The sequence below is a fragment of the Rhodococcus sp. DT1 genome (assembly GCF_049844875.1).
GTDB lineage: Bacteria > Actinomycetota > Actinomycetes > Mycobacteriales > Mycobacteriaceae > Rhodococcus.
The window spans coordinates 894,796-920,653 of the sequence record NZ_JBNCLW010000001.1 but is presented as its reverse complement, the minus strand read 5'-3'; the positions used below and the strand labels follow the sequence as shown (position 1 = coordinate 920,653).

At 67.6% G+C, this 25,858-nt stretch carries 26 protein-coding genes, 1 tRNA gene, 1 pseudogene and 1 riboswitch; of the genes and pseudogenes, 24 read left to right on the top strand and 4 right to left on the bottom strand.

The window, feature by feature from the left end:
* The first annotated feature begins 133 nt into the window (after window positions 1-133).
* From ACLQ3J_RS04240 to ACLQ3J_RS04195, 10 genes and pseudogenes are all read left to right on the top strand, one after another.
* The gene (locus ACLQ3J_RS04240) at window positions 134-1,879 is read left to right on the top strand and encodes a CTP synthase (protein WP_169622358.1); all 1,746 of its coding nucleotides are present in this window, start codon (window positions 134-136) and stop codon (window positions 1,877-1,879) included.
* A gap of 4 nt (window positions 1,880-1,883) precedes the next feature.
* On the top strand, window positions 1,884-2,513 hold the full coding sequence (locus ACLQ3J_RS04235; RefSeq protein WP_425902250.1) for an NUDIX domain-containing protein: 630 nt from the start codon (window positions 1,884-1,886) through the stop codon (window positions 2,511-2,513).
* A 13-nt stretch (window positions 2,514-2,526) separates the two neighbouring features.
* The gene (gene xerD, locus ACLQ3J_RS04230) at window positions 2,527-3,444 is read left to right on the top strand and encodes a site-specific tyrosine recombinase XerD (RefSeq protein WP_296550977.1); all 918 of its coding nucleotides are present in this window, start codon (window positions 2,527-2,529) and stop codon (window positions 3,442-3,444) included.
* A gap of 152 nt (window positions 3,445-3,596) precedes the next feature.
* Window positions 3,597-4,547, top strand: a complete 951-nt coding sequence (locus ACLQ3J_RS04225) for a ParA family protein (RefSeq protein ID WP_378528663.1) — start codon at window positions 3,597-3,599, stop codon at window positions 4,545-4,547.
* Between the two features lie 126 nt (window positions 4,548-4,673).
* A complete protein-coding gene (locus tag ACLQ3J_RS04220) occupies window positions 4,674-5,498 on the top strand; it encodes a segregation and condensation protein A (protein WP_425902290.1) in 825 nt (274 codons plus the stop codon).
* A complete protein-coding gene (scpB, locus tag ACLQ3J_RS04215; RefSeq protein WP_425902248.1) occupies window positions 5,495-6,199 on the top strand; it encodes an SMC-Scp complex subunit ScpB in 705 nt (234 codons plus the stop codon). The genes ACLQ3J_RS04220 and scpB overlap by 4 nt, the downstream gene beginning before the upstream one ends.
* Before the next feature lie 613 nt (window positions 6,200-6,812).
* Window positions 6,813-7,826, top strand: a pseudogene (locus tag ACLQ3J_RS04210) (pseudouridine synthase); the annotation flags it as partial.
* 44 nt (window positions 7,827-7,870) lie between these two features.
* Window positions 7,871-8,533, top strand: coding sequence for a (d)CMP kinase (gene cmk / locus ACLQ3J_RS04205; RefSeq protein ID WP_169622385.1), 663 nt, complete (start codon window positions 7,871-7,873; stop codon window positions 8,531-8,533).
* Window positions 8,530-9,951, top strand: coding sequence for a ribosome biogenesis GTPase Der (gene der / locus ACLQ3J_RS04200; protein WP_169622354.1), 1,422 nt, complete (start codon window positions 8,530-8,532; stop codon window positions 9,949-9,951). Before cmk ends, der begins: the two co-directional genes overlap by 4 nt.
* 107 nt (window positions 9,952-10,058) lie before the next feature.
* Window positions 10,059-10,132, top strand: a tRNA-Pro gene (locus ACLQ3J_RS04195).
* 148 nt (window positions 10,133-10,280) lie between these two features.
* On the opposite strand, the gene ACLQ3J_RS04190 is transcribed toward ACLQ3J_RS04195, so the two are convergent.
* Window positions 10,281-10,826 (bottom strand): TetR/AcrR family transcriptional regulator, encoded by a 546-nt coding sequence (locus tag ACLQ3J_RS04190; protein ID WP_169622353.1) that lies wholly within the window; start codon window positions 10,824-10,826, stop codon window positions 10,281-10,283.
* 103 nt (window positions 10,827-10,929) lie between these two features.
* On the opposite strand from ACLQ3J_RS04190, the gene ACLQ3J_RS04185 reads away from it, so the two are divergent.
* Window positions 10,930-11,847 carry an alpha/beta hydrolase gene (locus tag ACLQ3J_RS04185; RefSeq protein WP_169653172.1) on the top strand — a complete coding sequence of 306 codons (918 nt, stop codon included), beginning with the start codon at window positions 10,930-10,932 and terminating at the stop codon, window positions 11,845-11,847.
* A gap of 47 nt (window positions 11,848-11,894) precedes the next feature.
* Here ACLQ3J_RS04185 and ACLQ3J_RS04180 read toward each other — a convergent pair whose 3' ends face one another.
* Window positions 11,895-12,857: an AraC family transcriptional regulator gene (locus ACLQ3J_RS04180; RefSeq protein ID WP_425902247.1), complete on the bottom strand. Its 963-nt coding sequence runs from the start codon at window positions 12,855-12,857 to the stop codon at window positions 11,895-11,897.
* Between the two features lie 149 nt (window positions 12,858-13,006).
* On the opposite strand from ACLQ3J_RS04180, the gene ACLQ3J_RS04175 reads away from it, so the two are divergent.
* Entirely contained in the window at window positions 13,007-13,654 is a 648-nt protein-coding gene (locus tag ACLQ3J_RS04175; protein WP_422424994.1) for an NAD(P)-dependent oxidoreductase, read from the top strand.
* A 108-nt stretch (window positions 13,655-13,762) separates the two neighbouring features.
* Window positions 13,763-14,179: a VOC family protein gene (locus ACLQ3J_RS04170; protein ID WP_169622349.1), complete on the top strand. Its 417-nt coding sequence runs from the start codon at window positions 13,763-13,765 to the stop codon at window positions 14,177-14,179.
* An 8-nt stretch (window positions 14,180-14,187) separates the two neighbouring features.
* On the opposite strand, the gene ACLQ3J_RS04165 is transcribed toward ACLQ3J_RS04170, so the two are convergent.
* Both ACLQ3J_RS04165 and ACLQ3J_RS04160 read right to left on the bottom strand, forming a co-directional pair.
* Entirely contained in the window at window positions 14,188-14,583 is a 396-nt protein-coding gene (locus tag ACLQ3J_RS04165; protein ID WP_169622348.1) for an MmcQ/YjbR family DNA-binding protein, read from the bottom strand.
* A 96-nt stretch (window positions 14,584-14,679) separates the two neighbouring features.
* Window positions 14,680-15,702, bottom strand: a complete 1,023-nt coding sequence (locus ACLQ3J_RS04160; RefSeq protein WP_425902246.1) for a phosphotransferase family protein — start codon at window positions 15,700-15,702, stop codon at window positions 14,680-14,682.
* Between the two features lie 192 nt (window positions 15,703-15,894).
* Here ACLQ3J_RS04160 and ACLQ3J_RS04155 point away from each other — a divergent pair, with 192 nt between their 5' ends.
* The 11 genes from ACLQ3J_RS04155 to gcvP all read left to right on the top strand — a co-directional run bounded on the left by ACLQ3J_RS04155 (window position 15,895) and on the right by gcvP (window position 25,718).
* A complete protein-coding gene (locus ACLQ3J_RS04155; protein ID WP_169653170.1) occupies window positions 15,895-16,512 on the top strand; it encodes an NUDIX hydrolase in 618 nt (205 codons plus the stop codon).
* A gap of 93 nt (window positions 16,513-16,605) precedes the next feature.
* Window positions 16,606-17,217 (top strand): CDP-alcohol phosphatidyltransferase family protein, encoded by a 612-nt coding sequence (locus ACLQ3J_RS04150; protein WP_169622345.1) that lies wholly within the window; start codon window positions 16,606-16,608, stop codon window positions 17,215-17,217.
* Complete coding sequence (locus tag ACLQ3J_RS04145) at window positions 17,214-18,080, top strand: DUF881 domain-containing protein (protein WP_169622344.1); 867 nt, start codon at window positions 17,214-17,216, stop codon at window positions 18,078-18,080. Before ACLQ3J_RS04150 ends, ACLQ3J_RS04145 begins: the two co-directional genes overlap by 4 nt.
* Entirely contained in the window at window positions 18,077-18,436 is a 360-nt protein-coding gene (locus ACLQ3J_RS04140; protein WP_072698117.1) for a small basic family protein, read from the top strand. The genes ACLQ3J_RS04145 and ACLQ3J_RS04140 overlap by 4 nt, the downstream gene beginning before the upstream one ends.
* A 3-nt stretch (window positions 18,437-18,439) precedes the next feature.
* Window positions 18,440-19,258, top strand: coding sequence for a DUF881 domain-containing protein (locus ACLQ3J_RS04135; RefSeq protein WP_378528667.1), 819 nt, complete (start codon window positions 18,440-18,442; stop codon window positions 19,256-19,258).
* A gap of 45 nt (window positions 19,259-19,303) precedes the next feature.
* Window positions 19,304-19,708, top strand: coding sequence for a glycine cleavage system protein GcvH (gene gcvH / locus ACLQ3J_RS04130; protein WP_072698118.1), 405 nt, complete (start codon window positions 19,304-19,306; stop codon window positions 19,706-19,708).
* A gap of 154 nt (window positions 19,709-19,862) precedes the next feature.
* Complete coding sequence (gene garA / locus ACLQ3J_RS04125) at window positions 19,863-20,330, top strand: glycogen accumulation regulator GarA (RefSeq protein ID WP_169622341.1); 468 nt, start codon at window positions 19,863-19,865, stop codon at window positions 20,328-20,330.
* Window positions 20,330-21,067 (top strand): MerR family transcriptional regulator, encoded by a 738-nt coding sequence (locus ACLQ3J_RS04120; protein WP_072698120.1) that lies wholly within the window; start codon window positions 20,330-20,332, stop codon window positions 21,065-21,067. Before garA ends, ACLQ3J_RS04120 begins: the two co-directional genes overlap by 1 nt.
* 114 nt (window positions 21,068-21,181) lie before the next feature.
* Window positions 21,182-21,655, top strand: a complete 474-nt coding sequence (locus tag ACLQ3J_RS04115) for a bifunctional nuclease family protein (protein WP_072698776.1) — start codon at window positions 21,182-21,184, stop codon at window positions 21,653-21,655.
* A gap of 251 nt (window positions 21,656-21,906) precedes the next feature.
* Window positions 21,907-22,530 (top strand): MerR family transcriptional regulator, encoded by a 624-nt coding sequence (locus ACLQ3J_RS04110; protein WP_169622340.1) that lies wholly within the window; start codon window positions 21,907-21,909, stop codon window positions 22,528-22,530.
* Between the two features lie 72 nt (window positions 22,531-22,602).
* Window positions 22,603-22,697: riboswitch (glycine riboswitch) on the top strand.
* 165 nt (window positions 22,698-22,862) lie between these two features.
* The gene (gene gcvP / locus ACLQ3J_RS04105; RefSeq protein ID WP_425902243.1) at window positions 22,863-25,718 is read left to right on the top strand and encodes an aminomethyl-transferring glycine dehydrogenase; all 2,856 of its coding nucleotides are present in this window, start codon (window positions 22,863-22,865) and stop codon (window positions 25,716-25,718) included.
* Window positions 25,719-25,858: the final 140 nt, after the last annotated feature.

Here is a 25,858-nt window from a genome sequence, read left to right as displayed (position 1 = left end):
ACCGGAGGGCGATACAGGCGAGTCGAGTACGCCCCGGACGCAGAAGGTGTTACCGTGAAGTTCCGTGGGTCGGCAGGCCCCAGCTGCATCACATCAGTCCAAAAGCCCTGCACCTGACGTCACGGGAGCTCTTTTGCCACAGTCACGCCATTCGCGTACCGCTACCAAGCACATCTTCGTCAGCGGGGGCGTCGCGTCCTCGCTCGGCAAAGGTCTCACCGCGTCGAGCCTCGGAGCGCTGCTCACCGCGCGCGGGATGCGGGTCACGATGCAGAAACTGGACCCGTACCTCAACGTCGATCCCGGCACCATGAATCCGTTCCAGCACGGTGAGGTCTTCGTCACCGAGGACGGCGCCGAGACCGACCTCGACGTCGGCCACTACGAACGTTTTCTCGATCGCGATCTCAGCGCCGATGCGAATGTCACCACCGGCCAGGTGTATTCGACGGTCATCGCGAAGGAACGCCGCGGAGAGTATCTCGGCGACACCGTGCAGGTGATCCCGCACATCACCGACGAGATCAAACGGCGCATCCTCGCGATGGCCGCACCCGACAACGAGGGCCAGATCCCTGACGTCGTGATCACCGAAATCGGTGGCACGGTCGGTGACATCGAATCCCAGCCGTTCCTCGAGGCCGCACGCCAGGTCCGTCACGAGGTCGGCCGCGACAACTGCTTCTTCCTCCACGTGTCGCTGGTGCCGTACCTCGGCCCGTCCGGCGAACTGAAGACCAAGCCGACCCAGCACTCGGTCGCGGCGTTGCGCAACATCGGCATCCAGCCCGACGCTCTCGTCCTGCGGTGCGACCGCGACGTGCCGGCCACGCTCAAGGCCAAGATCTCGCTGATGTGCGACGTCGACCTCGCCGGGTGCATCTCGTGCCCCGACGCCCCGAGCATCTACGACATCCCGAAGGTGCTCCACAGCGAGGGCCTCGACGCCTACGTCGTGCGTCAGCTCGGCCTGCCGTTCCGCGACGTCGACTGGACGGTGTGGGGTGACCTGCTCGAGCGGGTGCACAACCCTCGCGAGACCGTCGAGGTCGCACTGGTCGGCAAGTACATCGACCTGCCCGACGCCTACCTGTCGGTGACCGAGGCGCTGCGCGCCGGTGGATTCGCGCACCGCGCCAAGGTGAAGATCCGCTGGGTCGCCTCCGACGAATGCGAAACCGAAGCCGGCGCCGAAAAGCACCTCGGTGACGTCGACGCCGTGCTGATCCCCGGCGGATTCGGTATCCGCGGCATCGAAGGCAAGCTCGGCGCGATCCGCTTCGCCCGTATCCGCAAGATCCCGCTGCTCGGCCTGTGCCTCGGCCTGCAGGGCGTCGTCATCGAAGCCGCCCGGTCCGTGGGAATCACCGATGCCTCCTCCACCGAGTTCGATCCCGACACCACAGCACCGGTGATCTCGACGATGGCCGACCAGGAACAGGCCGTCGCCGGCGAAGCCGATCTCGGTGGCACGATGCGGCTCGGCGCCTACCCGGCCACGCTGAAGAAGGGCTCGGTCGTCGCCAAGGCGTACGGCTCCGAGCACGTCTCCGAACGGCACCGTCACCGGTTCGAGGTCAACAACGCCTACCGCGACGAGATCGCGAAGTCGGGACTGGTGTTCTCGGGCACCTCGCCCGACGGCCGCCTGGTGGAGTTCGTCGAGTACCCCGCGAGCACCCACCCCTACTTCGTGGCGACCCAGGCGCATCCCGAACTGAAGAGCCGCCCGACCCGCCCGCACCCGCTCTTCGCCGGGCTGATCGCCGCGGCACTGCAGTACAAGGCCGCCGAACGGCTGCCCGTCGACGTCCACGGCGGTGACCCGGCCGCCGCCGAGCCGGTCACGTCCGCGTCCGGCTCCGGCGACGCCGAGTAGATCGATGGCGCAGCGACACGAATTCAGCACCCGGTCCAGCAGACGGATCTACACCGGCGCCATCGTGTCGCTGCGCGTCGACGAGGTGGTCATGCCCGGCGGGCAGACCGCCGAACGGGAAGTCGTCGAGCACCACGGCGCCGTGGCCGTGGTGGCCGTCGACGCCCACGACCGGGTTGTGCTCGTCCATCAATACCGCCATCCGCTCGGCCGGCGGCTGTGGGAGCTACCCGCCGGCCTGCTCGACGCCCCCGGTGAGGACCCCCTCGATACGGCACGCCGCGAACTCGCCGAAGAGACCGGACTTGCCGCCGCCGAATGGGAAGTCCTCGTCGACATCGCGCTGTCGCCCGGATTCACCGACGAGGCGGTCCGTGTCTTCGCCGCACGCGGTCTCACCTCGGTCGACCGCCCCGACCCTGTCCACGAAGAGGCGGACCTCGAGGTGGAATTCGTCCCTCTCGACGAGGCCGTCGCGATGGCGTTGCGCGGAGAGATCTTCAATGCCACGGCGGTCTCGGGCATCCTGGCGTTCGCCGCCACTCGCGCCACCGGGGGAGCGTTCCTCCGCGCCCCGGACGCGGCATGGCCGGACCGGCCGACCGCGTTCGCCCGCACTCGCGCCGAACAGTGAGAACCTAGAGGGCGTGCTCGCACGACACCTCGACGCCTATCTCGATCACCTCACCGTCGAACGCGGTGCTGCCCGCAACACGATCACGGCCTACCGGCGGGACCTGACCCGATACCTCGACTACCTCGCGGAGCGCGGGGTCGGTGAGCTCGCCGATGTCGAGGAACAGCACATCGCCGATTTCGGGGTCGCGCTCCGCCGCGGCGACCCCGAAGCCAGCCGTCCTGCGCTCGCTGCCGGTTCGGTAGCCCGCGCACTGATCGCGGTTCGCGGCCTCCACCGGTTCGCCGCCGCGGAAGGCCACACCCCGGTGGACGTCGCGCGGTCCGTCACCCCACCGAGCCAGGGCAGGCGACTGCCGAAGTCGCTCACCGTCGACCAGGTCACCGCGCTCCTCGACGCCGTCGGAGGGGAAGCGGACGGCGCGCGCGGCCTGCGTGACCGTGCGCTGCTCGAAGTGCTGTACTCCACCGGAGCGCGGATCTCCGAAGCCGTAGGGCTCGACATCGACGACATCGACACCGAGTCGCGTGCCGTGCTGCTGCGAGGCAAGGGAGGAAAACAGCGCCTCGTTCCCGTCGGGCGACCCGCACTCGCCGCGCTCGACGCCTATCTCGTACGGGGCAGACCCGCCCTCGCCGGCGGACACACGCCCGCGCTGTTCCTCAACGCGCGCGGCGGCCGGCTCTCCCGGCAGAGCGCCTGGACGGTGCTGCGAGCCGCCGCGGACCGAGCCGGAATCGACTCGAATGTCTCCCCTCACACCCTGCGCCACTCCTTCGCGACGCATCTCCTCGACGGCGGCGCCGACGTACGGGTGGTACAGGAGTTACTGGGGCATGCTTCTGTGACGACCACTCAGATATACACGCTGGTCACAGTGGGTGCGCTGCGCGAGGTGTGGGCCGGCGCGCATCCGCGCGCGAGATGAGTTACACCGCGTAGCGGCGCGTGTCCGTGCGGTAAACGGGGGCACGAGGCGGTAGCGTTCGTGTAACGGAACGGCCGCCGGACCATGGCTCCGGTGACAGACAGACTCCGGTGAGACAGAGACCGGGTCGCCAGACAGGGGGAGTACCGAACGTGGGCACACCTCAGCCACCCGCCACGGAAACTACACAGACCCGGACACCCGCATGGGCGCTCGCGGCCACCGGATCGCGGGACGCGGAGTCCGCGCCGCCGGTCGCCGATGTCGAACTCGGACCTACCGGACGGCCGCGCCGGTCGATACCCGAACCTGCCCCGCTCTCGTCCCACGGTCCCGCGAAGATCATCGCGATGTGCAACCAGAAGGGTGGGGTCGGCAAAACCACCTCCACCATCAACCTCGGCGCATCACTCGCCGAGTGCGGCCGCCGCGTGCTCCTCGTCGATCTCGACCCCCAAGGTGCGCTGTCGGCCGGTCTCGGTGTCGCCCACCACGACCTCGACATGACGGTGCACAACGTTCTCGTCGACCCGCGGGTCACCGCCGACGACGTCCTCGTTCACACACGTGTCGAGGACCTCGATCTTCTGCCCAGCAACATCGACCTGTCGGCCGCCGAGATCCAACTCGTCTCCGAAGTCGGACGCGAACAGGCACTCGGACGCGCTCTCTACCCTCTGCTCGACCGCTACGACTACATACTCGTCGATTGCCAGCCCTCGCTCGGGCTTCTCACCGTCAACGCGCTGGCCTGCGCCGACTCGGTGCTCATCCCGATGGAATGCGAATTCTTCAGTCTCCGCGGGCTCGCGCTGCTCAACGACACGGTCGCCAAGGTCCGGGACCGGCTCAACCCGAAACTGACGGTGGCGGGGATTCTCGTGACCATGTACGACTCGCGCACCCTGCACGGCCGCGAAGTGATGTCGCGCGTCGTCGAGGTGTTCGGGGATCTGGTCTACGACGCCGTCATCAACCGCACCGTGAAATTCCCCGAGACCAGCGTCGCGGGCGAACCGATCACGCGGTGGGCTCCAACCTCCGCCGGCGCGGAGGCCTATCGGGGCCTGGCGCGAGAAGTGATCCACCGGACCGGCCGCTGATCCGTGTACACCGCCACCCCGGACACGGCTCCTCCGAAAGCCACTCTTCCGGAGACCGTCGACCGGAATCTCACGCCGGGCGCCCCGGAAATCCCGGCTGCCCCGGACACCACGAATTCACCAGCGATCGCGGAGACCTCGGCGCCGGTCGCCGCGGAGCCGGACAGGCCCGCCGGTTTCCACCTCAGCCTCCGCAACTTCGAAGGCCCCTTCGATCTGCTGCTCAGCCTGATCTCCCAACGCCGCCTCGACGTAACCGAAGTAGCGCTCCATGAGGTCACCGACGAATTCATCTCCTACACCCGCCGGCTCGGATCCGAAATGGGTCTCGATCAGACCACGGAGTTTCTCGTCGTCGCGGCGACCCTGCTCGATCTCAAAGCGGCGCGGCTGCTTCCGTCCGGCGACGTCGACGATCCCGAAGACCTCGCCCTCCTCGAAGCCCGCGACTTGCTGTTCGCGCGGCTCCTTCAGTACCGGGCCTACAAACTCGTCGCCGAGCAGTTCGCCGCTCTCGAAAGCGCTGCCCTGCGCCGCTACCCGCGCGCGGTCTCCCTCGAAGAATGCTTCGAGAACCTGGTGCCCGACGTCGTCCTCGGCGTCGACGCCCAGCGCTTCGCGGAGATCGCGGCTGCCGCGTTCCGCCCCAAGCCGGTTCCCACGGTCGGTCTCGACCACCTGCACGTGCCGACCGTGTCGGTGCCCGAGCAAGCGGCCCTGATTCTCGCTGTCCTGGAACAACGCGGCGCCGGGGTCTGGGTAGGGTTCGACGAACTGATTTCCGAGTGCGAGCACGGACTGCAGATCGTCGCCCGGTTCCTTGCGCTGCTCGAGCTCTACCGGGAACGCGCCGTCACGTTCGAGCAACCCGACCCCTTGGGACCGTTGCAAGTGGCGTGGACCGGGGAGAACGACGACGCCGTCATCGACTTCGAGGAGGACTACGGATGAGCCAGGACCACGTCGCGGATGCCGCCGGTACCGCCGACGAGCGGGCCTGGGACGCGGAACTGCTCGAGATGGCCGACGACGAACTCGTCGCCGCGCTCGAAGCGTTGCTGCTCGTGGTCGACACCCCGGCACCCACCGAACAACTCGCCGCCGCCATCGGAGTCACCACCGAACGTGCGGAGACCGCACTGCGCGGCCTCGCGCAGAGTCTCACCGCGCGGGGCTCCGGCATCGACCTGCGGATCGCGGGGGACGGCTGGCGCTTCTACACACGCCGCGACTTCGCACCGTACGTCGAGAAACTGCTGCAGGGCGGCGCACGCACGAAGCTCACCCGCGCGGCCCTGGAAACGCTGGCCGTCGTCGCATACCGGCAGCCGGTGACCCGTAGCCGGGTCAGTGCCGTGCGCGGCGTCAATGTCGACGGCGTGATGCGCACCCTGCTCGCCCGGGATCTCATCGCCGAGGCGGGGACGGATCGCGAGACCGGCGGCACGCTCTACGTCACGACGGATCTGTTCCTGGAACGGCTCGGGCTGGCGTCGCTGCAGGATCTCCCGCCCGTCGGACCCCTGCTTCCGGACGTCGATGTGATCGATGCCATCTCTGAGAGTCTCGAGTCGGACCCACGATTTGAGAGAATGGGAAAGAACGCGCGTCCCGAGACACTCTCGCCCGCGGAGTTCGATCCAGAGAATTGACAGGAATCAAGTGAATACACCCGCTCGCCGTGATGGCACACCGGACCGCAATCGTAGTAACCCCCGCGCCGCGAAGGCTCAGAATCCTCGCGCTCAGCGCTCCGACAATCGGACGGACGCTCGTCCCGATCGTCGCACCGACTCCCGCCCCGACCGCCGTACCGAAGGTCGCTCGGATTTCCGGACGGATCGTCGTACGGAGGGGCGTCCCGATCGCCGTACCGAGGGTCGTTCGGATTTCCGTTCGGATCGTCGTACGGAAGGCCGTCCCGATCGTCGTACCGAAGGTCGTTCGGATCACCGGACCGATCGTCGTACGGAGGGTCGTTCGGATTTCCGTTCGGATCGTCGTACCGAGGGTCGTTCGGATTTCCGGACGGATCGTCGTACGGAAGGCCGTCCCGATCGTCGTACCGAAGGTCGCTCGGACCATCGGACCGATCGTCGTACCGAAGGTCGGTCGGACCATCGGACCGATCGTCGTACCGAAGGTCGTCCCGAGTACCGGACGGATCGTCGTACGGAGGGCCGTCCCGATCGCCGTACCGAGGGCCGTTCGGACCACCGGACCGACCGTCGTACCGAAGGCCGTCCCGAACACCGGAACGACGCCCGTCCCGATCGTCGTACGGACTCTCGTCCCGATCGGGCTGAGGGACGTACGGACTCTCGTCCCGATCGCCGCACCGACGCTCGTCCGGATCGACGGGCAGAAACCTCGACGCCGGACGCCGGGAAGAAGCCCCACCGCAAGGGCGCCACGCTGAACAAGCGCGGCCGTCCGGCCGCGCCGAAACCGGCGGCCAAGCGGCCCGTGCCCAACCCGACGATCAGCAACGCGAAGCCCGCGCGGCACCAGCACAGCGATGCCGGCCCCACCCAGCTTCCCGCAGGTGAGGGCGTGCGCCTGCAGAAGGTGCTCGCTCAGGCCGGTGTCGCCTCACGCCGGGCCGCCGAAGAACTCATCGATGCCGGTCGCGTCGAGGTCGACGGCAAGATCGTGGTCGAACAGGGCCTTCGCGTCGACCCGGAGAACACGGTCATCCGTGTGGACGGAACGCGCGTGGTCGTGAAGAAGGACCTCGTGCATCTCGTGCTCAACAAGCCGCGCGGATGGCAGTCCACGATGTCCGACGATCTCGGCCGCCCGTGCGTCGGCGATATCGTCTCCGAACGCATCGCTGCCGGTCAGCGGCTCTTCCACGTGGGCCGGCTCGACGCGGACACCGAAGGTCTGCTGCTGCTCACCAACGACGGTGAGCTCGCTCACCGGCTCATGCACCCGTCGTTCGAGGTCACCAAGACGTACCTGGCGACCGTCAAGGGCGAGTTGCCGCGCGGCGTCGGCAAGAAGCTCAAGGAAGGCATCGAGCTGGACGACGGCCCCGCCTCGGTGGACCAGTTCGCACTGCTCGAAGTCTTCAACGGCCAGTCCCGCGTGCGTCTCGAATTGCACGAGGGCCGCAAGCACATCGTCCGCCGCCTGCTCGACGCGGTGGGTCACCCGGTGATCCGCCTGGTGCGCACCAACATCGGTGCGGTCGCGCTCGGCGACCAGCGGCCAGGCACTCTCCGTGTGCTCGGACGCAAGGAAGTCGGCGGACTGTACGAGGCGGTCGGCCTGTGACCGGCTCCGCCCCGCTCGCCGGGGAGGGCCCGCTGATCGTCGCGATGGACGGACCGTCCGGGACCGGAAAATCCACCGTGTCCAAGCGCCTGGCGAAGCACCTGAAGGCGGCATACCTCGACACCGGGGCCATGTACCGGATCGCGACCCTGCACGCGCTGCGTCGCGGCACCGATCTGACGGACCCGGCCGCCATCGCGGCGGTCACCGCAGGTCTGCCCTGGTCCATCGGCACCGATCCGGCAGTCGAGGACATCCGCCTCGACGGTGAGGACGTCCGCGAGGTCATCCGCAGCGGGGAGGTCACCGCTGCGGTGTCCGCAGTCTCCGCAGTGCCCGAGGTGCGCACGCTCCTCGTCGAGGCACAGCGGCGACTCGGTCGCGCCGCGGGCCGTGTCGTCGTCGAGGGACGTGACATCGGCACCGTCGTGTTCCCCGACTCGGACGTGAAGATCTATCTCACCGCCTCTCCGGAGGCCCGCGCCCACCGGCGCAACAACCAGAACATCGCCCAAGGACGCGGCGACGACTACGAGGCTGTGCTCGCGGCGGTACAACGCCGCGACCACCTCGACTCCACCCGCGCGGTCTCACCGCTGCGCGCGGCGGACGACGCGGTCGTCGTGGACACCAGCGATATGAACATCGACGAGGTGGTTGCCGCGCTGGTCGCGGTGGTCACCGAGCAGACGGGAGCGACGCTGTGAGCGACGACGTCACCACAGAATTCGCCGGAGACGGCACATGGTCGGAAGAAACCGACTGGGATATCGACCTCACCGACGGTGACGCCTTCGAAGAGTTCGTGCCGGTTCCGACCGTCGCGGTCGTCGGCCGACCCAACGTCGGCAAATCAACTCTGGTCAACCGCATCATCGGTCGCCGCGAGGCGGTCGTCGAGGATGTGCCCGGAGTCACCCGCGACCGCGTCTCGTACGAGGCGACGTGGGCAGGGCGCCGATTCATGGTGCAGGACACCGGCGGCTGGGAGCCCGACGCCAAGGGCATGATGCAGTCCGTGGCGCAGCAGGCCGAGGTCGCGATGCGTACCGCCGACGCGATTCTCGTCGTCGTCGACGCGACGGTCGGTGCGACCAACGTCGACGAGGCTGTCGCGAAGGTGCTGCGGCGCTCGAAGACCCCGGTGCTGCTCGTCGCGAACAAGGTCGACGACGACCGCGTCGAAGCCGAAGCCGCCGCCCTGTGGTCGCTCGGGCTCGGTCAGCCCTATTCGGTGTCCGCCACCCACGGACGCGGCACGGGCGACCTGCTCGACGACCTGCTCGAGAAACTGCCCGCGACGCCGCGTGAAGGCACCGGCGGGGGAGGACCTCGCCGCGTCGCACTGGTCGGTAAGCCGAACGTCGGCAAGTCGAGCCTGCTCAACAAGCTCGCCGGCGACGAGCGTTCGGTGGTGCACGACGTAGCGGGCACCACCGTCGACCCCGTCGACTCGCTCGTCGAGCTCGGCGGCAAGCCGTGGCGATTCGTGGACACGGCGGGCCTGCGCAAGCGTGTCACGCATGCGTCGGGCGCCGAGTTCTACGCATCGCTGCGGACGCGCGCGGCGATCGAGGCCGCGGAGGTCGCGGTGCTGCTGATCGACGCGTCCCAGCCCATCACCGAGCAGGATCAGCGTGTCATCACGATGGTCGTGGAATCGGGCCGGGCGCTCGTGATCGCGTTCAACAAATGGGATCTCGTCGACGAGGACCGTCGCTACGAACTCGGCCGCGAGATCGAACGCGACCTGTCGCGGGTGCCGTGGGCAGCGCGCGTCAACATCTCCGCCAAGACGGGCCGCTCGGTGCAGCGTCTCGTCCCGGCCATGGAGACGGCGCTCGAGTCGTGGGACAAGCGCATCTCCACCGGACGTCTCAACAATTGGCTCAAGGAGATCGTGGCCGCGACGCCTCCGCCGATGCGCGGTGGCCGGTTGCCGCGTGTGATGTTCGCGACGCAGGCCGCGACGCGCCCGCCGACCTTCGTGTTGTTCACCACCGGATTCCTCGAGGCCGGTTACCGCCGGTTCATCGAACGGAAGCTGCGTGAGGAGTTCAACTTCGACGGCAGCCCGGTTCGTGTCTCGGTTCGCGTCCGGGAGAAGCGTGACCGTCGCAAGTGAGCGGTCCGCGCCCATGACCCCGTGACGGTCACAGTGCCCTGACCAGGCGATTAGCGTTTCCCGCCGTCCCTGTTGTAATCTCAACGAGCGTTCGAGAGAGCGCGGGACGGGCTGTGGCGCAGCTTGGTAGCGCACTTGACTGGGGGTCAAGTGGTCGCAGGTTCAAATCCTGTCAGCCCGACCGAGGAACAGCATGTCAGAGGCGGTTTCGGAGAAATCCGAGACCGCCTCTACTGCGTTCGAGCCCTGATTCAGCGCGGATCGCTGCCGAGTGGCGCATAGTCCTCGAACGGGTCTCGTGGAGCTCCGAGAGCCCATTTCCGGCGCAACTACGTCAGTGTCCAGCGCGAAGCCAGAGCATCGCAGATGGTGCGTTGCTGAGATTCGTTCTGATGGTGCGCGAGGAGTCCTTCGATGGTGAAAATTCCGATCATCACTTCGGCGTCCACGGTGGGGGCGGCGACTCCGGCCTTCTCGAGCTCGTAGCGGAACAGACTTCCGGTGATCGCATGGAAATTCTGATGCCATTCGGCGACGGCCGGAGAGTGCTCGACGCGGGCGTGCACCGTCGTCACCAGGTGACTCATGTCCGTGAGTTGTCCGACCACCCAAAGCAACCGGGCGGCAATGGGTTCGGCGGCGACGTCCTGGTAGCGCGGCCACACGTCGGCCATGACCGCTGTGAGAACTGCGATCAAGACGTCGTCCTTGTTTCCGAAGTACCAGTAGATAGTGTTCGGGGCCACCTCGGCTTCCTTGGCGAGTCGGCTCATCGACGTGGCGTCGTAGCCATCCTCGACGAACAGCCGCCGGGCGGCCGCCACGATTTCTGCGCGCTTCTCGTCGGCGGGTTGCGGGCGCTTGTTGCGTGCCATGGCGTGGTTCCCCTCGGGCGGTCCAGGTGCCATTCCTCGATGCCGTTCACGGCGCTGCTACTTTGTGTTGAATGTCATTCAAGATACTCGCCGGGGGGACACCGTGACTCACCCATACAGCTACGTCCGACACGACGTGACATTCCTGTCCGATGGGACCCCCTGCGCCGCATGGCTGTATCGGCCCGATGGCGTCGAGAATCCGCCCGTCGTCGTGCTGGCGCACGGCTTCGCCGCGTTCCGCGAACTGCGACTGGACGCCTACGCTGCACGGTTCGCCCAAGCCGGATACGCCGCGCTGGTGTTCGACTATCGCCACTGGGGGGCCAGCGGAGGACAACCCCGCCGCATCCTCGACATCGGTCGGCAGCACGCCGACTGGCGTGCCGCCATCGCCTACGCCCGCAGTCTGCCCAACGTCGACACGACGCGCATCGTCGGGTGGGGATCCTCATTCGGCGGTGGACACGTCTTGGACCTGGCCGCCCAGGATCACGCGCTTGCTGCCGCGATCGTGCAGGTGCCCCACGTGACCGGCCCAGCCTCGGCGTTCGCGCAAGCCCCCACACTCCTCGCCCGCCTTGTCGTGGCGGCCGTGCGCGATCAGGTAGGGGCGTGGCTGGGCCGCCCGCCCCATCGGGTCAAGTCCATCGGCATACCCGGCGACCTCGCGATGATGACCTCCCCCGGTGCCTACGCCCTGGTCGAGCGAATGGCCGGTGACCAGTTCGAGAAACTACTGGCCGAGAATGATGTGGCCGCTCGTATCGCGCTCCGAGTCCCGTTCTACTCACCGGGGAGGAAGGCAGCCGACATCACTGCTCCGACGCTGGTTCAGCTCGCCACGAAGGACGACGTCACCCCGTATGCGAAGGCTCGGAAGATCGCGGGGCGCATCCCGCGGGGTGAAGTGCGGTCCTATGACTGCACGCACTTCGAACCCTATCTGGACCCGCACTTCGAGCAGATCGTGACCGATCAGATCGCTTTCCTGGATCGCCATGTCAGAGGCGCTCGGTGACGACACCGTCGACAACGGCCTTGCCCTTCCCTCGAACCGGAGGGGCTTCACGCTGACGGAGTCCCGCGCCGCCGTACCGCTCCCGGGGTTGTCCCCGTCGCCCGCTTGAACGCACGCGCGAATGCAGCCTCGGATTCGTATCCCGATCGCGCGGCGAGTTCGGACACCGTCGCGCCCCTGTGCAACGCCACGGCCGCTGTTTCCATCCGCCACCGGGCGACGTACCGCATGGGCGGCTCCCCGACGAGTTCGGTGAACCTCGCAGCGAACGCAGATCGTGACATCGATGCCTCGCGAGCCAGCCCGGCGACACTCCACGGTCCCTCCGGAGCGCGGTGTACCGCCGCGAGCGCGCGGCCCACCTGCGGGTCCTGCAGCGCCCCGACCCACCCGTCCCGTGCTGCGGGGTCGGATTCGACCCAGCTTCGGATCGCGAGGATCACGAGGATGTCGGCGAACCGGGTCAGCACTGCCTCGCCACCGGGCCGAACCCCGCGCGCTTCGTCCGCCATCAGCGCAAGTACCTGCGACGCGGTTCCCCGCGCCGAGTCGATCCGCAGGACCGGTGGCAGTAAGGACACCAGTCTCCGAGCGGTCGGATGGTCGAATTCGACGATGCCGCATACGAGCACGGTGGGGTCACCGCCCCCACCGTGCCGCAGAACCGAATAGTGATCGCCGATCATCTGCTGTGGCAGCGTGTCGACGCGACCGGTGCGGGACGCGTCCGGCTCGCTGCGGATCAGGTGGCCCGTACCGTGGGGCACCACCGCGAATTCGCCGGGAAGCATGCGCGCCGACGGTGAGCCGGGGACATCGAGCCATGCCTCGCCCGAGACGACCAGATGGAAGCTCGAACTGTCGGCGAACGCCGGCATCTCCAGACCCCACGGCGCACTCAGCTCGGAGCGGCAGTAGAACCCCCCGCGCATCCGCAGCAGGTGCAGTGCTTCGCCGAGGGGGTCCACCGGCGTCCACGGATATGTGGCCGCACCGGTCGCGTTCGTCATAGGGCCACAATCCCGCCCTTGCGACCCGTCGTCCAGTCGCACCGGACGAACGGGCATGAAACGCGGGCTCCGGGGCATGGAGTGTCCTGAATCCGCTGCATAGCCTGGATTTTGAACCCAAAACTATGGACGCGAACGAGGAGGACAACATGAAAGTACTGGTGGTCGGTGCAACAGGAGGTTCCGGGAGGGCGGCGGTGAACGCGCTGCTCCGCCGTGGTCACGACGTCACCGTGTTCGTCCGGAACGACGCGGCACTGGGAGATCTCGCCGGTCGATCGACGGTCGTCGCCGGGGACGCCACCCGGCCGGAGGACGTCGATGTCGCGGTGCGCGGTCAGGACGCGGTGGTGGTCACACTCGGGATCAGTGAAAACCCCGTCCGTGTGCGGATGCGCGGACCGGCAGGGACGGCTCTCGATGTGCGCTCACGCGGCACGCGCAACATCGTGGCCGCGATGGGACGCCACGACGTTCGGCGCCTCGTCGTGCAGACCTCGTACGGCGTGGGGGACACCCGCGGGAAGCTGCCCCGGCGATATGCGTTGATGTTCCGGGCGCTACTCGGTCCGCAGATCGCCGACACCGAGAAGCAGGACGCTCTCGTGCGGGGCAGTGACGTCCTCTGGACACTCGTGCAACCGGTCAATCTCACGGACGAGGAATCCGGTACGGCGACGACGTCCGACACGGGGGAGGTCGCCGGTTGGCACGTGGCCCGCGGTGCGGTCGGTGAGGTCCTCGCCGACGCCGTCGAGCGGCCGGACTACGCCGGAAAGACGATTGCGGTGTCGTGAGTGTGGGAAGACGGTCACGATGAGAAAGTGCCACGCCGCGGGTCTGTCACGGCGTGGCACTGCCACACCGCGACCGAGCATTTCCCGACACAGAAGGAGTTGGTGACCGTGCCCACCACACTGAATCCGTATCTCGGCTTCCGCGACACCGCGCGTCACGCGATGGAGTTCTACCGAGACGTGTTCGGAGGTGAACTGACGATCTCCACGTTCGGAGAGATGCAGGCGAGCGAGGACCCTGCCGAAAAAGACAAGGTCATGCACTCGATGCTCACCACCGCCGAAGGCTTCGTGCTCATGGGTTCCGATACCCCGGCGGCGATGGAGTACATCCCGGGGACGAACCACTCGGTCTCGCTCAGCGGCGACGACGAGGCCGAACTCCGCGGCTACTGGGACGGTTTGATCGAAGGCGGCCGAATCGACGTGCCGCTCGAGCGGGCGCCGTGGGGAGATTCCTTCGGGATGTGCACCGATCGATTCGGCGTCAACTGGATGGTCAACATCTCCGGAGCCTCCGCGTAGGAGACCGGCTACTTCGGACGGGCGTCGAGCTCGTGGACCAGGCGCGCGGGGGCGGTGACGCGGAAGGACATATCCAGCAGCTCGGCAACCTCGCCCCAGTCCACGGTGGCGCTCTCGAGGTCGAACCCGATCCAACCCGACGGACCCATGTAGGCGGGGTGGTAGGTGCGCGCGTCCTGAAGCAGCGCTTCCCGTTCGGAGGCGTCCGGCTTGAGGATGAGCGAGCGCGGGTAGCTTCGTCCGGTCTCTTTCACGGTTCCGCCGTACACCGCGAACGCCGTCTTCGTGTGGAAGAACGGACGGCCATGTGAGATCTTCTCCCCGGCGCCGGGAAACGCCAATGCCAGCTCGCGCACCCGCGCGAGCAGCGGATCGTTCTCGTCGAACATGATCGGGTGCGACATGCGGGCAGCGTACCGCCGACTTCGCGGGGGCAGCAGCGTTCCGCGGCAGGTCGAACGCTCGTCGTGTGGCCGGCGCCGGGGGACAATTGTGTCCGTTCAGCGGAGCACGGCGATCCCCTCGCGAAGGAGTGGTGTGACTCCGTCGCCGATCTTGTCGAAGCCTTCACCGACCGTCTTGCCCTGCCGGTAGCGGAAGTAGATCCCCTCGAGGATCACCGCGAGTTTGTAGTACGCCAACGCCAGGTGGAATGCCATGTCGGACACGTCGCGTCCGCCGGCCGCGTCGTAGCGGGCGAGCAGCTCATCGTCGCTCAGGAAGCCCGGCGCCTGCGAGACCGTGGAGACGGGGAACCCGGCGTCGAGCCGCGCGAGACGCTGGTAGACGAGTAGCAGCGCCACGTCGGTCAGTGGGTCGCCGAGCGTTGCCATCTCCCAGTCGAGGACCGCGGCGACCTCGTCGTGGTCGTCGACGAGGAGATTGTCGAGCCGGAAATCCCCGTGCACGATGCCTGCGGCACCGTCGCGGGGGAGTCGTGCGACGAGCAGCCGATGCAGTTCGTCGGCTTCGGGCAGGTCCCGGCTGCGGGAGTTCTCGAGCTGGGTGGTCCAGCGTCGCACCTGCCGGCCGAGGAATCCTTCCGGCCGGCCGAAATCTCCCAGTCCGACCGCGTCCGGGTCGACTGCGTGCAGGGCTGCGAGGGTGTCGATCATGCGTTCCGAGATCGACCGTGCCCGTTCGGGTCCGAGGGGGAGGAGTTGTTCGACGGTGCGGTAGGGCGTCCCGTCCACGAGGTCCATCAGATAGAAGGGCGCGCCGATCACGTCGTGGTCCTCGCACAGGTGGTGCGTCCGGGGGACAGGCACTGCCGTTCCCGCGAGGGCGGTCAGCACGCGGTGTTCGCGCGCCATATCGTGTGCTGTCGCGAGGACGTGACCGAGTGGGGGGCGGCGCAGGACGAGCCGGTGGGATCCGTCCGTCAGCTCGTAGGTGAGATTGGAACGTCCACCGCTGATGAGCCGGGCGGAGAGGGGACCGTCGAACTGCCCGAATCCCACGGTGCTCAGGTGGGCGGCGAGCTTGTCGAGGTCGAGACCTGCGGGTGCGGCTGTGTCCGTCATCCGGATCCTTTCTGTTTCGACACACTATGGCGTGCAGCGGATCTCGGTGTGGGCGAAACGACCCGTCGATCCTGGACGAAATCCGGACTCTACGGAAACGATTGATTTACCGAATCGCGAGCTACTGGACACCCCGCCTTGCCCCGACACGCTGTGCCGCGGCTGGTTCGACCCACCAACTACTGTCGTCGCATGAGCGCCCCACACCCCCTCGACCGCGACCATCTCACCGCGGCACTCGCCGCGTTCGAGTCACGCCGGTTGCCGCTCGAGGGCAGGCGCCATGCCGCGGTGGTCGTCGCCGTCCTCGACGACCGCACCGGGGAGCCCGTGATGCCGCTGACCAAACGACCCGCACGACTCCGCGCGCACCCGGGTCAGTTCGCCCTCCCGGGCGGGCGTCTCGACGACGGCGAGACCCCCGAGGACGCCGCGCTTCGCGAACTGCACGAAGAACTCGGCCTCGCCCTCGAGCCCGACGCGATCCTCGGCCGCCTCGACGACTACGTCACCCGATCGGGATATGTCATGTCGCCGTTCGTGGTCTGGTCCGGCGCCGCCATGGCCGACCTCGTCCCGAGCCCGGACGAGGTGGACATCCTCTACGCGGTCACCGCATCCGAACTCGACGTCGCGCCGCGCTTCGTCGCGATCCCCGAGTCCGACAAGCCCGTGATCCAATGGCCCTTCCGCGGACATCTCATCCACGCCCCCACGGCAGCGGTGGTGTACCAGTTCCGGGAAGTGGCACTGCACGGCCGGCACACCCGCATCGAAGGACTCGAGCAGCCAGTCTTCGCCTGGCGCTGACGCCCCGGACGGAGACCCGGGACGAATGTGGAAGGCTGTGAGAGACCGACGGTGAAGCCGAGAAAACTGCGAAGAACAAGGGATGACGCGACGATGACCGATGCGACCACGGGCGCCGGTACGGGCAGCGCCGACCGCATCCTCACCGTTCCCAACGCCCTCAGCTTTCTCCGGCTGCTCGGGGTCCCGCTGTTCCTGTATCTGGTGCTCGTCGTCCACGCCGACGCCTGGGCGCTGATCCTGCTCATCGTCAGCAGCCTGACCGACTGGGCGGACGGCAAGCTCGCCCGGTTGCTCGACCAGACCTCACGCCTCGGCGCGTTCCTGGATCCGATGGTCGATCGCCTCTACGTCGTGACCACGCTCGTCGCACTCGTCGCCCGCGACATCATGCCGTGGTGGATCGCCGCCATCCTCATCGGGCGTGAAGTCGTCCTCGCGCCCACCCTCGCCGTCTACCGACGCAGGGGACTGCCTCCGCCGGAAGTGCTCTACCTCGGTAAAGGCGCCACCTTCCTGCTGATGTTCGCGTTACCGCTCCTACTCGCCACGGTGGCGGTACCCGCATCGGAACCGATCACGGGCCCGCTCGGCTGGGCCGCGCTGATCTGGGGCACCGTGCTCTATGTGTGGACCGCAGTCCTGTATCTCGCTCAGGCCGTCACCATCGCGCGGACGGTCCCGGTGACGGGCCGGCCCGGATGAGCCGCAAGTGGGAACGCGTGCGCCGCAACCCGGTGCCGTCGCTTCTCAAATCTCTCCTCGAGGACCATCTCGACCCCGGTTACGCCGCGGCTGCCGCCGACCGGCGCGCCGGACGACGACCGACCTCGCCCGCCACCGCCCGGGTATGGCTCGTCGTGGGAGTCGTGCTCGCCGGCCTCGTACTGGGAACCGCGTACGCCCAGAACAACGCGGGAGAAGCGGGGACCGACCAGGCGCGCGCCGAGATCCTTGCGTCTCTGCGCGCGAGCGACGAGAGGAACGCCGCGCTCGTCGCGCGTCGCGACGAACTGACCCGGACGATCCAGGACCGCCGCGATGCTCTCTTCGCCGACGACACCGAAGGCGGCACCGTGCTCGACCAACTGCGCGCGGCCGAGGATGCGGCCGCGGCGCTGCCGGTCCGGGGTCCGGGACTGACGGTCACCCTCACCGATCCCGCGGCCCGCCCGAACCTGTCCGACTCGTCCCAGCAGACAGAAGGCCGCCCGACCGCCGCGGTCTTCGACCGGGATCTGCAGGCAGTGGTCAACGCACTGTGGGCCGCGGGTGCCGAGGCCGTGTCGGTCGGCGGGGTTCGTGTGGGTCCGGGCGTGACCGTCCGTCAGGCCGGGGGAGCGATGCTCGTGGACAACCAGCCGGTCTTCTCTCCGTACGAAGTCTCGGCGGTGGGGTCTCCGGGCCGGCTGCAGACCTCGTTCGTCGTGAGCGATGCCTACCTGAGGATTGCGGGGATCGCGCAACTCTACGGGGTAGGTTTCACCCTTGCCGACGAGGACGAACTCGAACTCCCGGCCGCGCCGGCGCGAAAAATCGGATCAGCAGGGGAAGTGGGGAATCGGTGAATCGGGTCAATCATGCTCAGGCGCTGTATGCGGCGCTGGCGCTCGCGATCGGGATCGCAGCCGGCATCGTGTTCAGCCCCCAGGTTCCCGACATCGTGCAGCCGTACCTGCCCATCGCGGTGGTTGCCGCCCTCGACACGGTGTTCGGCGGTCTCCGCGCGTACCTCGATGACATCTTCGACGCGAAGGTGTTCGTGGTGTCGTTCGTGTTCAACGTCCTCGTCGCCGCACTCATCGTGTGGCTCGGCGATCAGCTCGGCGTCGGCACGCAGCTCTCCACCGCGGTCATCGTGGTTCTGGGTATCCGGATCTTCGGCAACGCCTCGGCGCTGCGCCGCAGATTGTTCGGTGCGTGACCCATGTCCGACGACACACGCGGCGGCGAACACGAACCACGCGGCGGTCCCGAACGGGACGGCCCCCAACCGGACGCCGTCGAACCGGCTCGGGACTCGGATGGCCGGGACTCGGCGGCGGCGAAGCCGGGGCCCAAGCGGACCGCGCCGGTCTTCGCAGTACTCGCCGCACTCCTCGTCTTCCTGCTCGGCACGGCGATTGCCACACAGGTGAGGAACACCGGTACGGGCGACACCCTCGATTCGGCGCGCCCGGCGGATCTTCTGGTCCTACTCGACAACCTCAATCGGAGAGAGGCCGCGCTGCGGCAGGAGATCACGGCACTCGAGCGCACACTCTCGAGTCTCGAGCGGGACGGCTCGGACGCCGCTCTTGCCGAGGCACGCGAGCGGCTCGACGACCTGTCGATCCAGCTCGGCACTGCTCCGGCGACCGGCCCGGGAGTCGTTCTCACGGTGAACGATCCGCGAGGTGGCGTCGGTGCCGAGGTCGTGCTCGACATGATCCAGGAACTGCGCGCGGCGGGTGCCGACACGATGCAGATCGCCGGTGCGGGCGGCGAGACCGTACGGATCGGGGTGGATTCGTGGGTGACGGGCTCGCCGGGCGCGATCACGGTCGACGACACGCCGCTCCGTGCGCCCTATACGGTCACCGCCATCGGTGACGGACCGACCCTTGCGGCAGCACTGAACATCCCGGGAGGTGTCGTCGACGCCGTGGCCCGAGCGGGCGGCAGCCTCACAGTGGAACAGTTTCCGCAGGTCGACGTGCCCGCCTTGCGGGAGATCAAGCCGCGCCAATACTCTCAGCCCGGATAGTGAATCCGACGTTCGCCCGGAACGTCGCCCCCGAAAGGATCTACCTTGAGTGAGTTCGAAACCCCCGGCGAGTTGCGCTACACGGCGGAGCACGAATGGGTGCAGAGGACCGGAGCGACAACCGCGCGGATCGGGATCACGGACTACGCACAGTCTCAACTCGGCGACGTCGTCTTCGTGCAGTTGCCCGAGCCGGGTGCCGACGTGACCGGAGGCGACTCCTTCGGTGAGGTCGAATCGACCAAGAGCGTCTCGGATGTGTACGCGCCTTTCAGCGCGAAGGTCACCACGGTCAACACCGACCTGGAGACCAACCCGGAACTGGTCAACAGCGCTCCCTACGGAGCCGGATGGCTGGTCGAGGTGGAGGTGGACACCGAAGGTGACCTCGACGGCGCCCTCGGGAAAACGATGGATGCGGACGGCTACCGCGGCATCACGGAAAGCTGACGGACCCGGCATGTAACGTGGCCGCGACTACCTGCACCAGTGCCCCCGCACAGGGTACGGTCAGATATGGCGTGTGCCGTGTCGATTTGATCGGGGCGAACGACTCAACGATCGCCCGGGAGTTCCCGGGCGATCGAACGGATAAGGAGAAACGGTGAGCGAGAACGGCAACGCGGGCTACGAGGAGACTCCTGCGGAGACGACTTCGGTGTTTCGCGCCGACTTCCTGAACGAAGTGGAAAGCGCCGGGGCCGGAACGGCTACGACCGACGCGCCCGTCTCAGGTGTCGAAGGGCTCCCTGCCGGATCAGCGCTGCTCGTCGTCAAGCGTGGACCCAATGCGGGTTCGCGCTTTCTGCTGGACCAGCCGACGACGTCGGCGGGACGGCATCCCGACAGCGACATCTTCCTCGACGATGTGACCGTCAGCCGCCGGCACGCCGAGTTCCGTCAGGACGAGGGCGACTTCCAGGTGGTCGACGTCGGAAGCCTCAACGGCACCTACGTCAACCGGGAACCGGTCGACTCCGCGGTACTCGCCAACGGCGACGAGGTTCAGATCGGCAAGTTCCGGTTGGTGTTCCTGACCGGTCCTCGCGGTTCGCAGGGCGCGAGTAGCTGATGACCGCAGCCCACCAGTCGGCGCCGGCCGGCATGTCGATCGGGTCCGTACTCGATCGACTGCGGCCCGAGTTCCCGGATGTCACGATCTCGAAGATCAGATTTCTCGAGGCCGAGGGGCTGATCAGCCCGGAGCGCACTCCGTCGGGCTATCGCCGGTTCTCCATCGCGGACTGCGAACGGCTGCGCTATGTGCTCACCGCACAACGGGATCAGTACCTTCCGTTGAAGGTGATCAAGGAACAGCTCGAGGCGATCGACCGCGGCGCTGCGACGGTGGGATCGGTCGAGACCCGGCCCAAGCGGCCGCGGCCGCTGGCAGTTGCCCGCGGCGAGGTCTCGCCGGAGGATCTGCGCACCGACCGGGAGATCCGCGTCAGCCGCGACGACCTGTGCGAGCGGGCCGGTGTGGATGTTGCGTTCCTGACCGAACTGGTGGGGGCGGGCCTGGTCACGCCGGGACCCGCCGGATTTTTCGACGACGACGCGGTGCTGCTCGCACGCACCGCGAAGGCAATGGCCGAGTTCGGCCTCGAGGTACGGCATCTGCGCGCATTCAAGCTCGCTGCCGACCGCGAGGCCGGACTCGTCGCCCAGATCGCGGGTCCTGTCGCGAAGGGGCGCGATGCCGGGGCCCGGCAGAGAGCGGAAGAGATGGTGCGCGAACTCGCCGCACTGTCGTTGACGCTCCACACCTGCCTGGTGAAGGCTGCCGTCCAGGGCGCTCTCGACCGCTGATCGCCCCGGGCTGCGCCGGCCGGCACCTGACGGATGTTCGGGAGCGCACTAGAATTCAGGCAATATCGATTCGGGTGGTACGCCACTGACGAGCAGCGGGACGGAGGCGCCGCGATGAGCGAGATGCGAGTGGTGGGGATCCGAGTAGAACAACCCCAGAACCAGCCTGTCCTACTGCTCCGCGAGGTCGACGGGGAGCGGTACCTGCCCATCTGGATCGGCCAGAACGAAGCGACCGCGATCGCGCTCGAGCAGCAAGGTGTGGAACCCGCCCGCCCCCTCACGCACGACCTGATCAAGAATCTCCTGGACGCATTCGGTCACGCACTCCTGGAAGTCCGCATCGTCGACCTCCAGGAAGGCACTTTCTTTGCCGATCTTGTTTTCGACGGCGACATGCGCGTGTCGTGCCGTCCGTCCGATGCCGTCGCTGTAGCCTTGCGCATCGGTGCGCCGGTCTTCGTCGACGAAGCTGTGCTCACCGAAGCAGGACTGGTCATGCCGGACGAGCGTGAAGACGAGGTCGAGAAGTTCAAGGAATTCCTCGACAACATCTCTCCGGACGACTTCAAGGCGACGGACGGCTGAGCGGTCGTTCGTCGACCGGCGACGGACGCGTTGCAGCTTCGAGCAGCAGCACAGTCCGACGCGAGTAGTGTCGAACGTTGCCTTTCCGGTGGGCGTGTTGCTGCCCCGCGCCCCACGCCGGAGCGTACGCTGGGTAAATCCGAATATGGGTTACTTGGTGAGCCTGAGAGCGCTCGACGATTGGATGTGGTGGGGGATCCGCCGGTCGGTCGTTGCGAGGTACAACAGGGCGCGCGAGAGGAAGTCACACAGTGCGAGATCGGCCGCAGGGACAGCATTCCACCGTTGACGCCGGCGACCGCGCGAGTTCGTCACCCACACCGCACGACGACGAGATCCAGCCCGGGCTGTTCCCCGACGATTCGGTGCCCGACGAACTCGTCGGCTACCGGGTGCCCATCGCGTGCCAGATCGCGGGAATCAGCTACCGCCAACTCGATTACTGGGCCCGCACCAACCTCGTGGTCCCGTCGATCCGGGGCGCGGCAGGATCGGGAAGCCAGCGGCTCTACTCGTTCAAGGACATCCTGGTTCTCAAGATCGTCAAGCGACTCCTCGACACCGGTGTCTCGCTCCAGAACATCCGCGTCGCCGTCGATCACCTGCGCAGCCGTGGGGTCCGTGACCTCGCCAGGATCACGCTGTTCTCCGACGGCACCACCGTGTACGAATGCACGTCGCCCGAGGAGGTCGTCGATCTTCTCCAAGGCGGGCAGGGCGTGTTCGGAATCGCGGTCAGCGGCGCAATGCGCGAACTGACCGGAAGCATCGCCGACTTCCCCGCCGAGCGTGCCGACGGAGGCGACGTCGAAGAGCGGCCGGAAGACGAATTGGCGTCCCGGCGCCGCAGTCGCATCAACCGCCGAATCGGCTAGACGAAGATCACCCGCGAGGGTGGTGCGGCGGCGTCGACGGAAGACCGTCGTGTTCTAGACTTGGGCTCGCGTCGCCGTCGTGCGGGAGAGTTCCGGACCTGATCCGGGCGCCGAAGGAGCAGCACCTCCCCGTCAATCTCTCAGGCATACAGGACCGTGCGAGCTACGACGTCTCTGGAAAGCGGTGGGAGCACCCACCCGCCCACGGGGAAACGCCCTCCACGGGCCGAATCTCTCAGGCGCTCGCACCGCGAGCTCACGACAGAGGGGGAGGAAACGCCCCGTGCGCCCACGCCCGGTGGTGGACCTCTCCGATCAGCCTGGGAGCTGCGATGTCAGAAGATGTCACCTCGAACTTCGCCGACCGTCACATCGGTCCCGACACCGCGGGCCTGCGCCGCATCCTCGAGGTGATCGGCGTCGACTCGCTCGACGCACTCGCCGCGCGGGCCGTTCCGGCGACCATTCTCGACGAGCGCGACGGTGCCGTCTCCGACGGGCTCGACGTCCTCGACGCCCCGAAGTCCGAACACGAGGTTCTCGCCGAGCTGACTGCTCTCGCCCGGAAGAACACCGTCGTGACCTCGATGATCGGGCAGGGTTACTACGACACGCTCACGCCGCCGGTACTGCTCCGCAACATCATCGAGAACCCCGCCTGGTACACCGCGTACACGCCGTACCAGCCCGAAATCAGCCAGGGCCGCCTCGAAGCCCTGCTGAACTTCCAGACCATGGTCGCGGACCTGACCGGCATGGAGGTCGCGAACTCGTCGATGCTCGACGAGGCCACCGCAGCAGCCGAGGCCATGACACTGCTACGCCGCGCGAACCGCAAGTCGAAGAGCAACCGGATCGCGGTCGACACCGATCTGTTCCCGCAGACCGCCGCCGTCCTCGCGACCCGCGCAGAACCCCTCGGCATCGAAATCGTCACGGCGAACCTCGTCGACGACGGCCTTCCCGAGGGCGACTTCTTCGGGATCATCCTGCAGGTACCCGGAGCGTCGGGACGGGTGTACGACGTCACCCCGATCATCGACGCCGCCCACGCACGCGGCGCGCTCGTCGCGGTGGGCGCCGACCTGCTGGCACTGACCTTGATCACCCCTCCCGGAGAACAGGGCGCCGACGCGTGCTTCGGCACGACACAGCGTTTCGGTGTCCCGATGGGATTCGGTGGTCCGCACGCGGGCTACCTCGCGGTGAAGGCGTCCGATACACGCACACTGCCGGGGCGGCTCGTCGGCCTGTCGGTCGACGCCGACGGCGACCCCGCCTACCGCCTCGCATTGCAGACCCGCGAGCAGCACATCCGGCGTGAAAAGGCGACGAGCAACATCTGCACCGCGCAGGTGCTGCTGGCCGTGCTGGCCGCGATGTACGCGTCGTACCACGGTGCCGAGGGACTGACGGCGATCGCGCGCCGTGTCGCCGGGCACGCGGATCACTTCGCGTCGGCGCTGCGTGAGGGTGGCGTGGAGGTCGTGCACGAGTCCTTCTTCGACACCGTGCTGGCCCGGGTCCCGGGCCGGGCCGACGAGGTGATCGGTGCCGCAGCAGCGGCAGGTATCAATCTCTACCGCGTGGACGCCGACCATGTTTCGGTGTCCTGCGACGAAGCCACGACGCCGGCGCACATCACCGCGGTGCTGGAGGCGTTCGGTGTCGCCGAAGGGCACTCGGGATCGGGTGGGGGCGCGTCGCTCGCCGCGCCGGCGCGGACGAGCGCCTTCCTGCAGCACGAGGCGTTCACGCGCTACCGCACCGAGACCGCGATGATGCGGTACCTGCGGCGTCTGTCCGACAAGGATCTCGCGCTCGACCGCACGATGATTCCGCTCGGCTCGTGCACGATGAAGCTCAACGCCGCTGCCGAGATGGAAGCGATCACCTGGCCCGAGTTCGCGGGCTTGCACCCGTTCGCACCGGCCGAGCAGACCGCCGGCATCCGGAGTCTCATCGCGGACCTCGAGGGATGGCTGGCGGCGGTGACCGGGTACGACGCGGTCAGTCTGCAGCCGAATGCGGGCAGCCAGGGCGAATACGCAGGGCTACTCGCGATTCGCCGGTACCACCTCGACCGGGGCGACGACCGGCGCGACACGTGCTTGATCCCGTCCAGTGCCCACGGCACCAATGCCGCATCGGCAGTGATGGCCGGGATGCGCGTGGAGGTCGTGGCGTGCCGGCCGAACGGCGACGTCGACCTCGACGACCTGCGTGCCAAGATCGCCGACCATGCGGAGCGTCTCGCGGCGATCATGATCACGTACCCGTCGACGCACGGCGTGTACGAGGAGGACATCGCCGAGATCTGCGGGGCAGTGCACGACGCCGGTGGGCAGGTGTACATCGACGGCGCGAACCTCAACGCGCTGGTCGGGCTCGCGCGGCCGGGCAAGTTCGGTGGCGACGTCAGTCATCTCAATCTGCACAAGACGTTCTGCATCCCGCACGGCGGCGGTGGGCCGGGTGTCGGACCCATCGGAGTGCGCGCCCACCTGGCGCACTACCTCCCCGGACACCCGGCCGAACCGGGCCTCGGCGGTGGCGGACCGGTGTCGGCGGCGCCCTTCGGCTCGGCGTCGATCCTGCCGATCACCTGGACGTACATCAAGCTGATGGGGGCGGAGGGCCTGCGGAAGGCGTCGCTCACCGCGATCGCCTCGGCGAACTACATCGCCCGTCGTCTCGACGAGTACTTCCCGGTGCTGTACACCGGCGAGAACGGCATGGTGGCGCACGAGTGCATCCTCGACCTGCGGGGCATCACCAAGGCCACCGGCGTGACGGTCGACGATGTGGCGAAGCGACTGGCCGACTACGGGTTCCATGCGCCGACGATGAGCTTCCCGGTGCCAGGCACGTTGATGGTCGAGCCCACCGAAAGCGAGGACATCGCCGAACTCGATGCGTTCATCGACGCGATGATCTCGATTCGCCACGAGATCGACCGGGTCGGGGCAGGGGAGTGGCCCGCCGACGACAACCCGCTGCGCGGTGCTCCGCACACCGCTGAATGCCTGGTGGGAGAGTGGGACCACCCGTATTCGCGCCGGACCGCGGTGTTCCCGATGGGGAAGGCCCGCGCAAAGGTGTGGCCGGCGGTCCGTCGTATCGACGGTGCGCACGGTGACCGGAATCTGGTGTGCTCGTGCCCGCCGCTGGAGGCGTACAGCAACTGATCTGTCCGGGGGCCGACGGGAGAACCCGTCGGCCCCCGGCAGTAGCTCTCCTATCAATATTCTGGACTGTACGGAAACCCTAGAAAACCAGAACACTCCTCACCTGAACGACGAATCCCGCCTCAGCGCATACCCGAGGG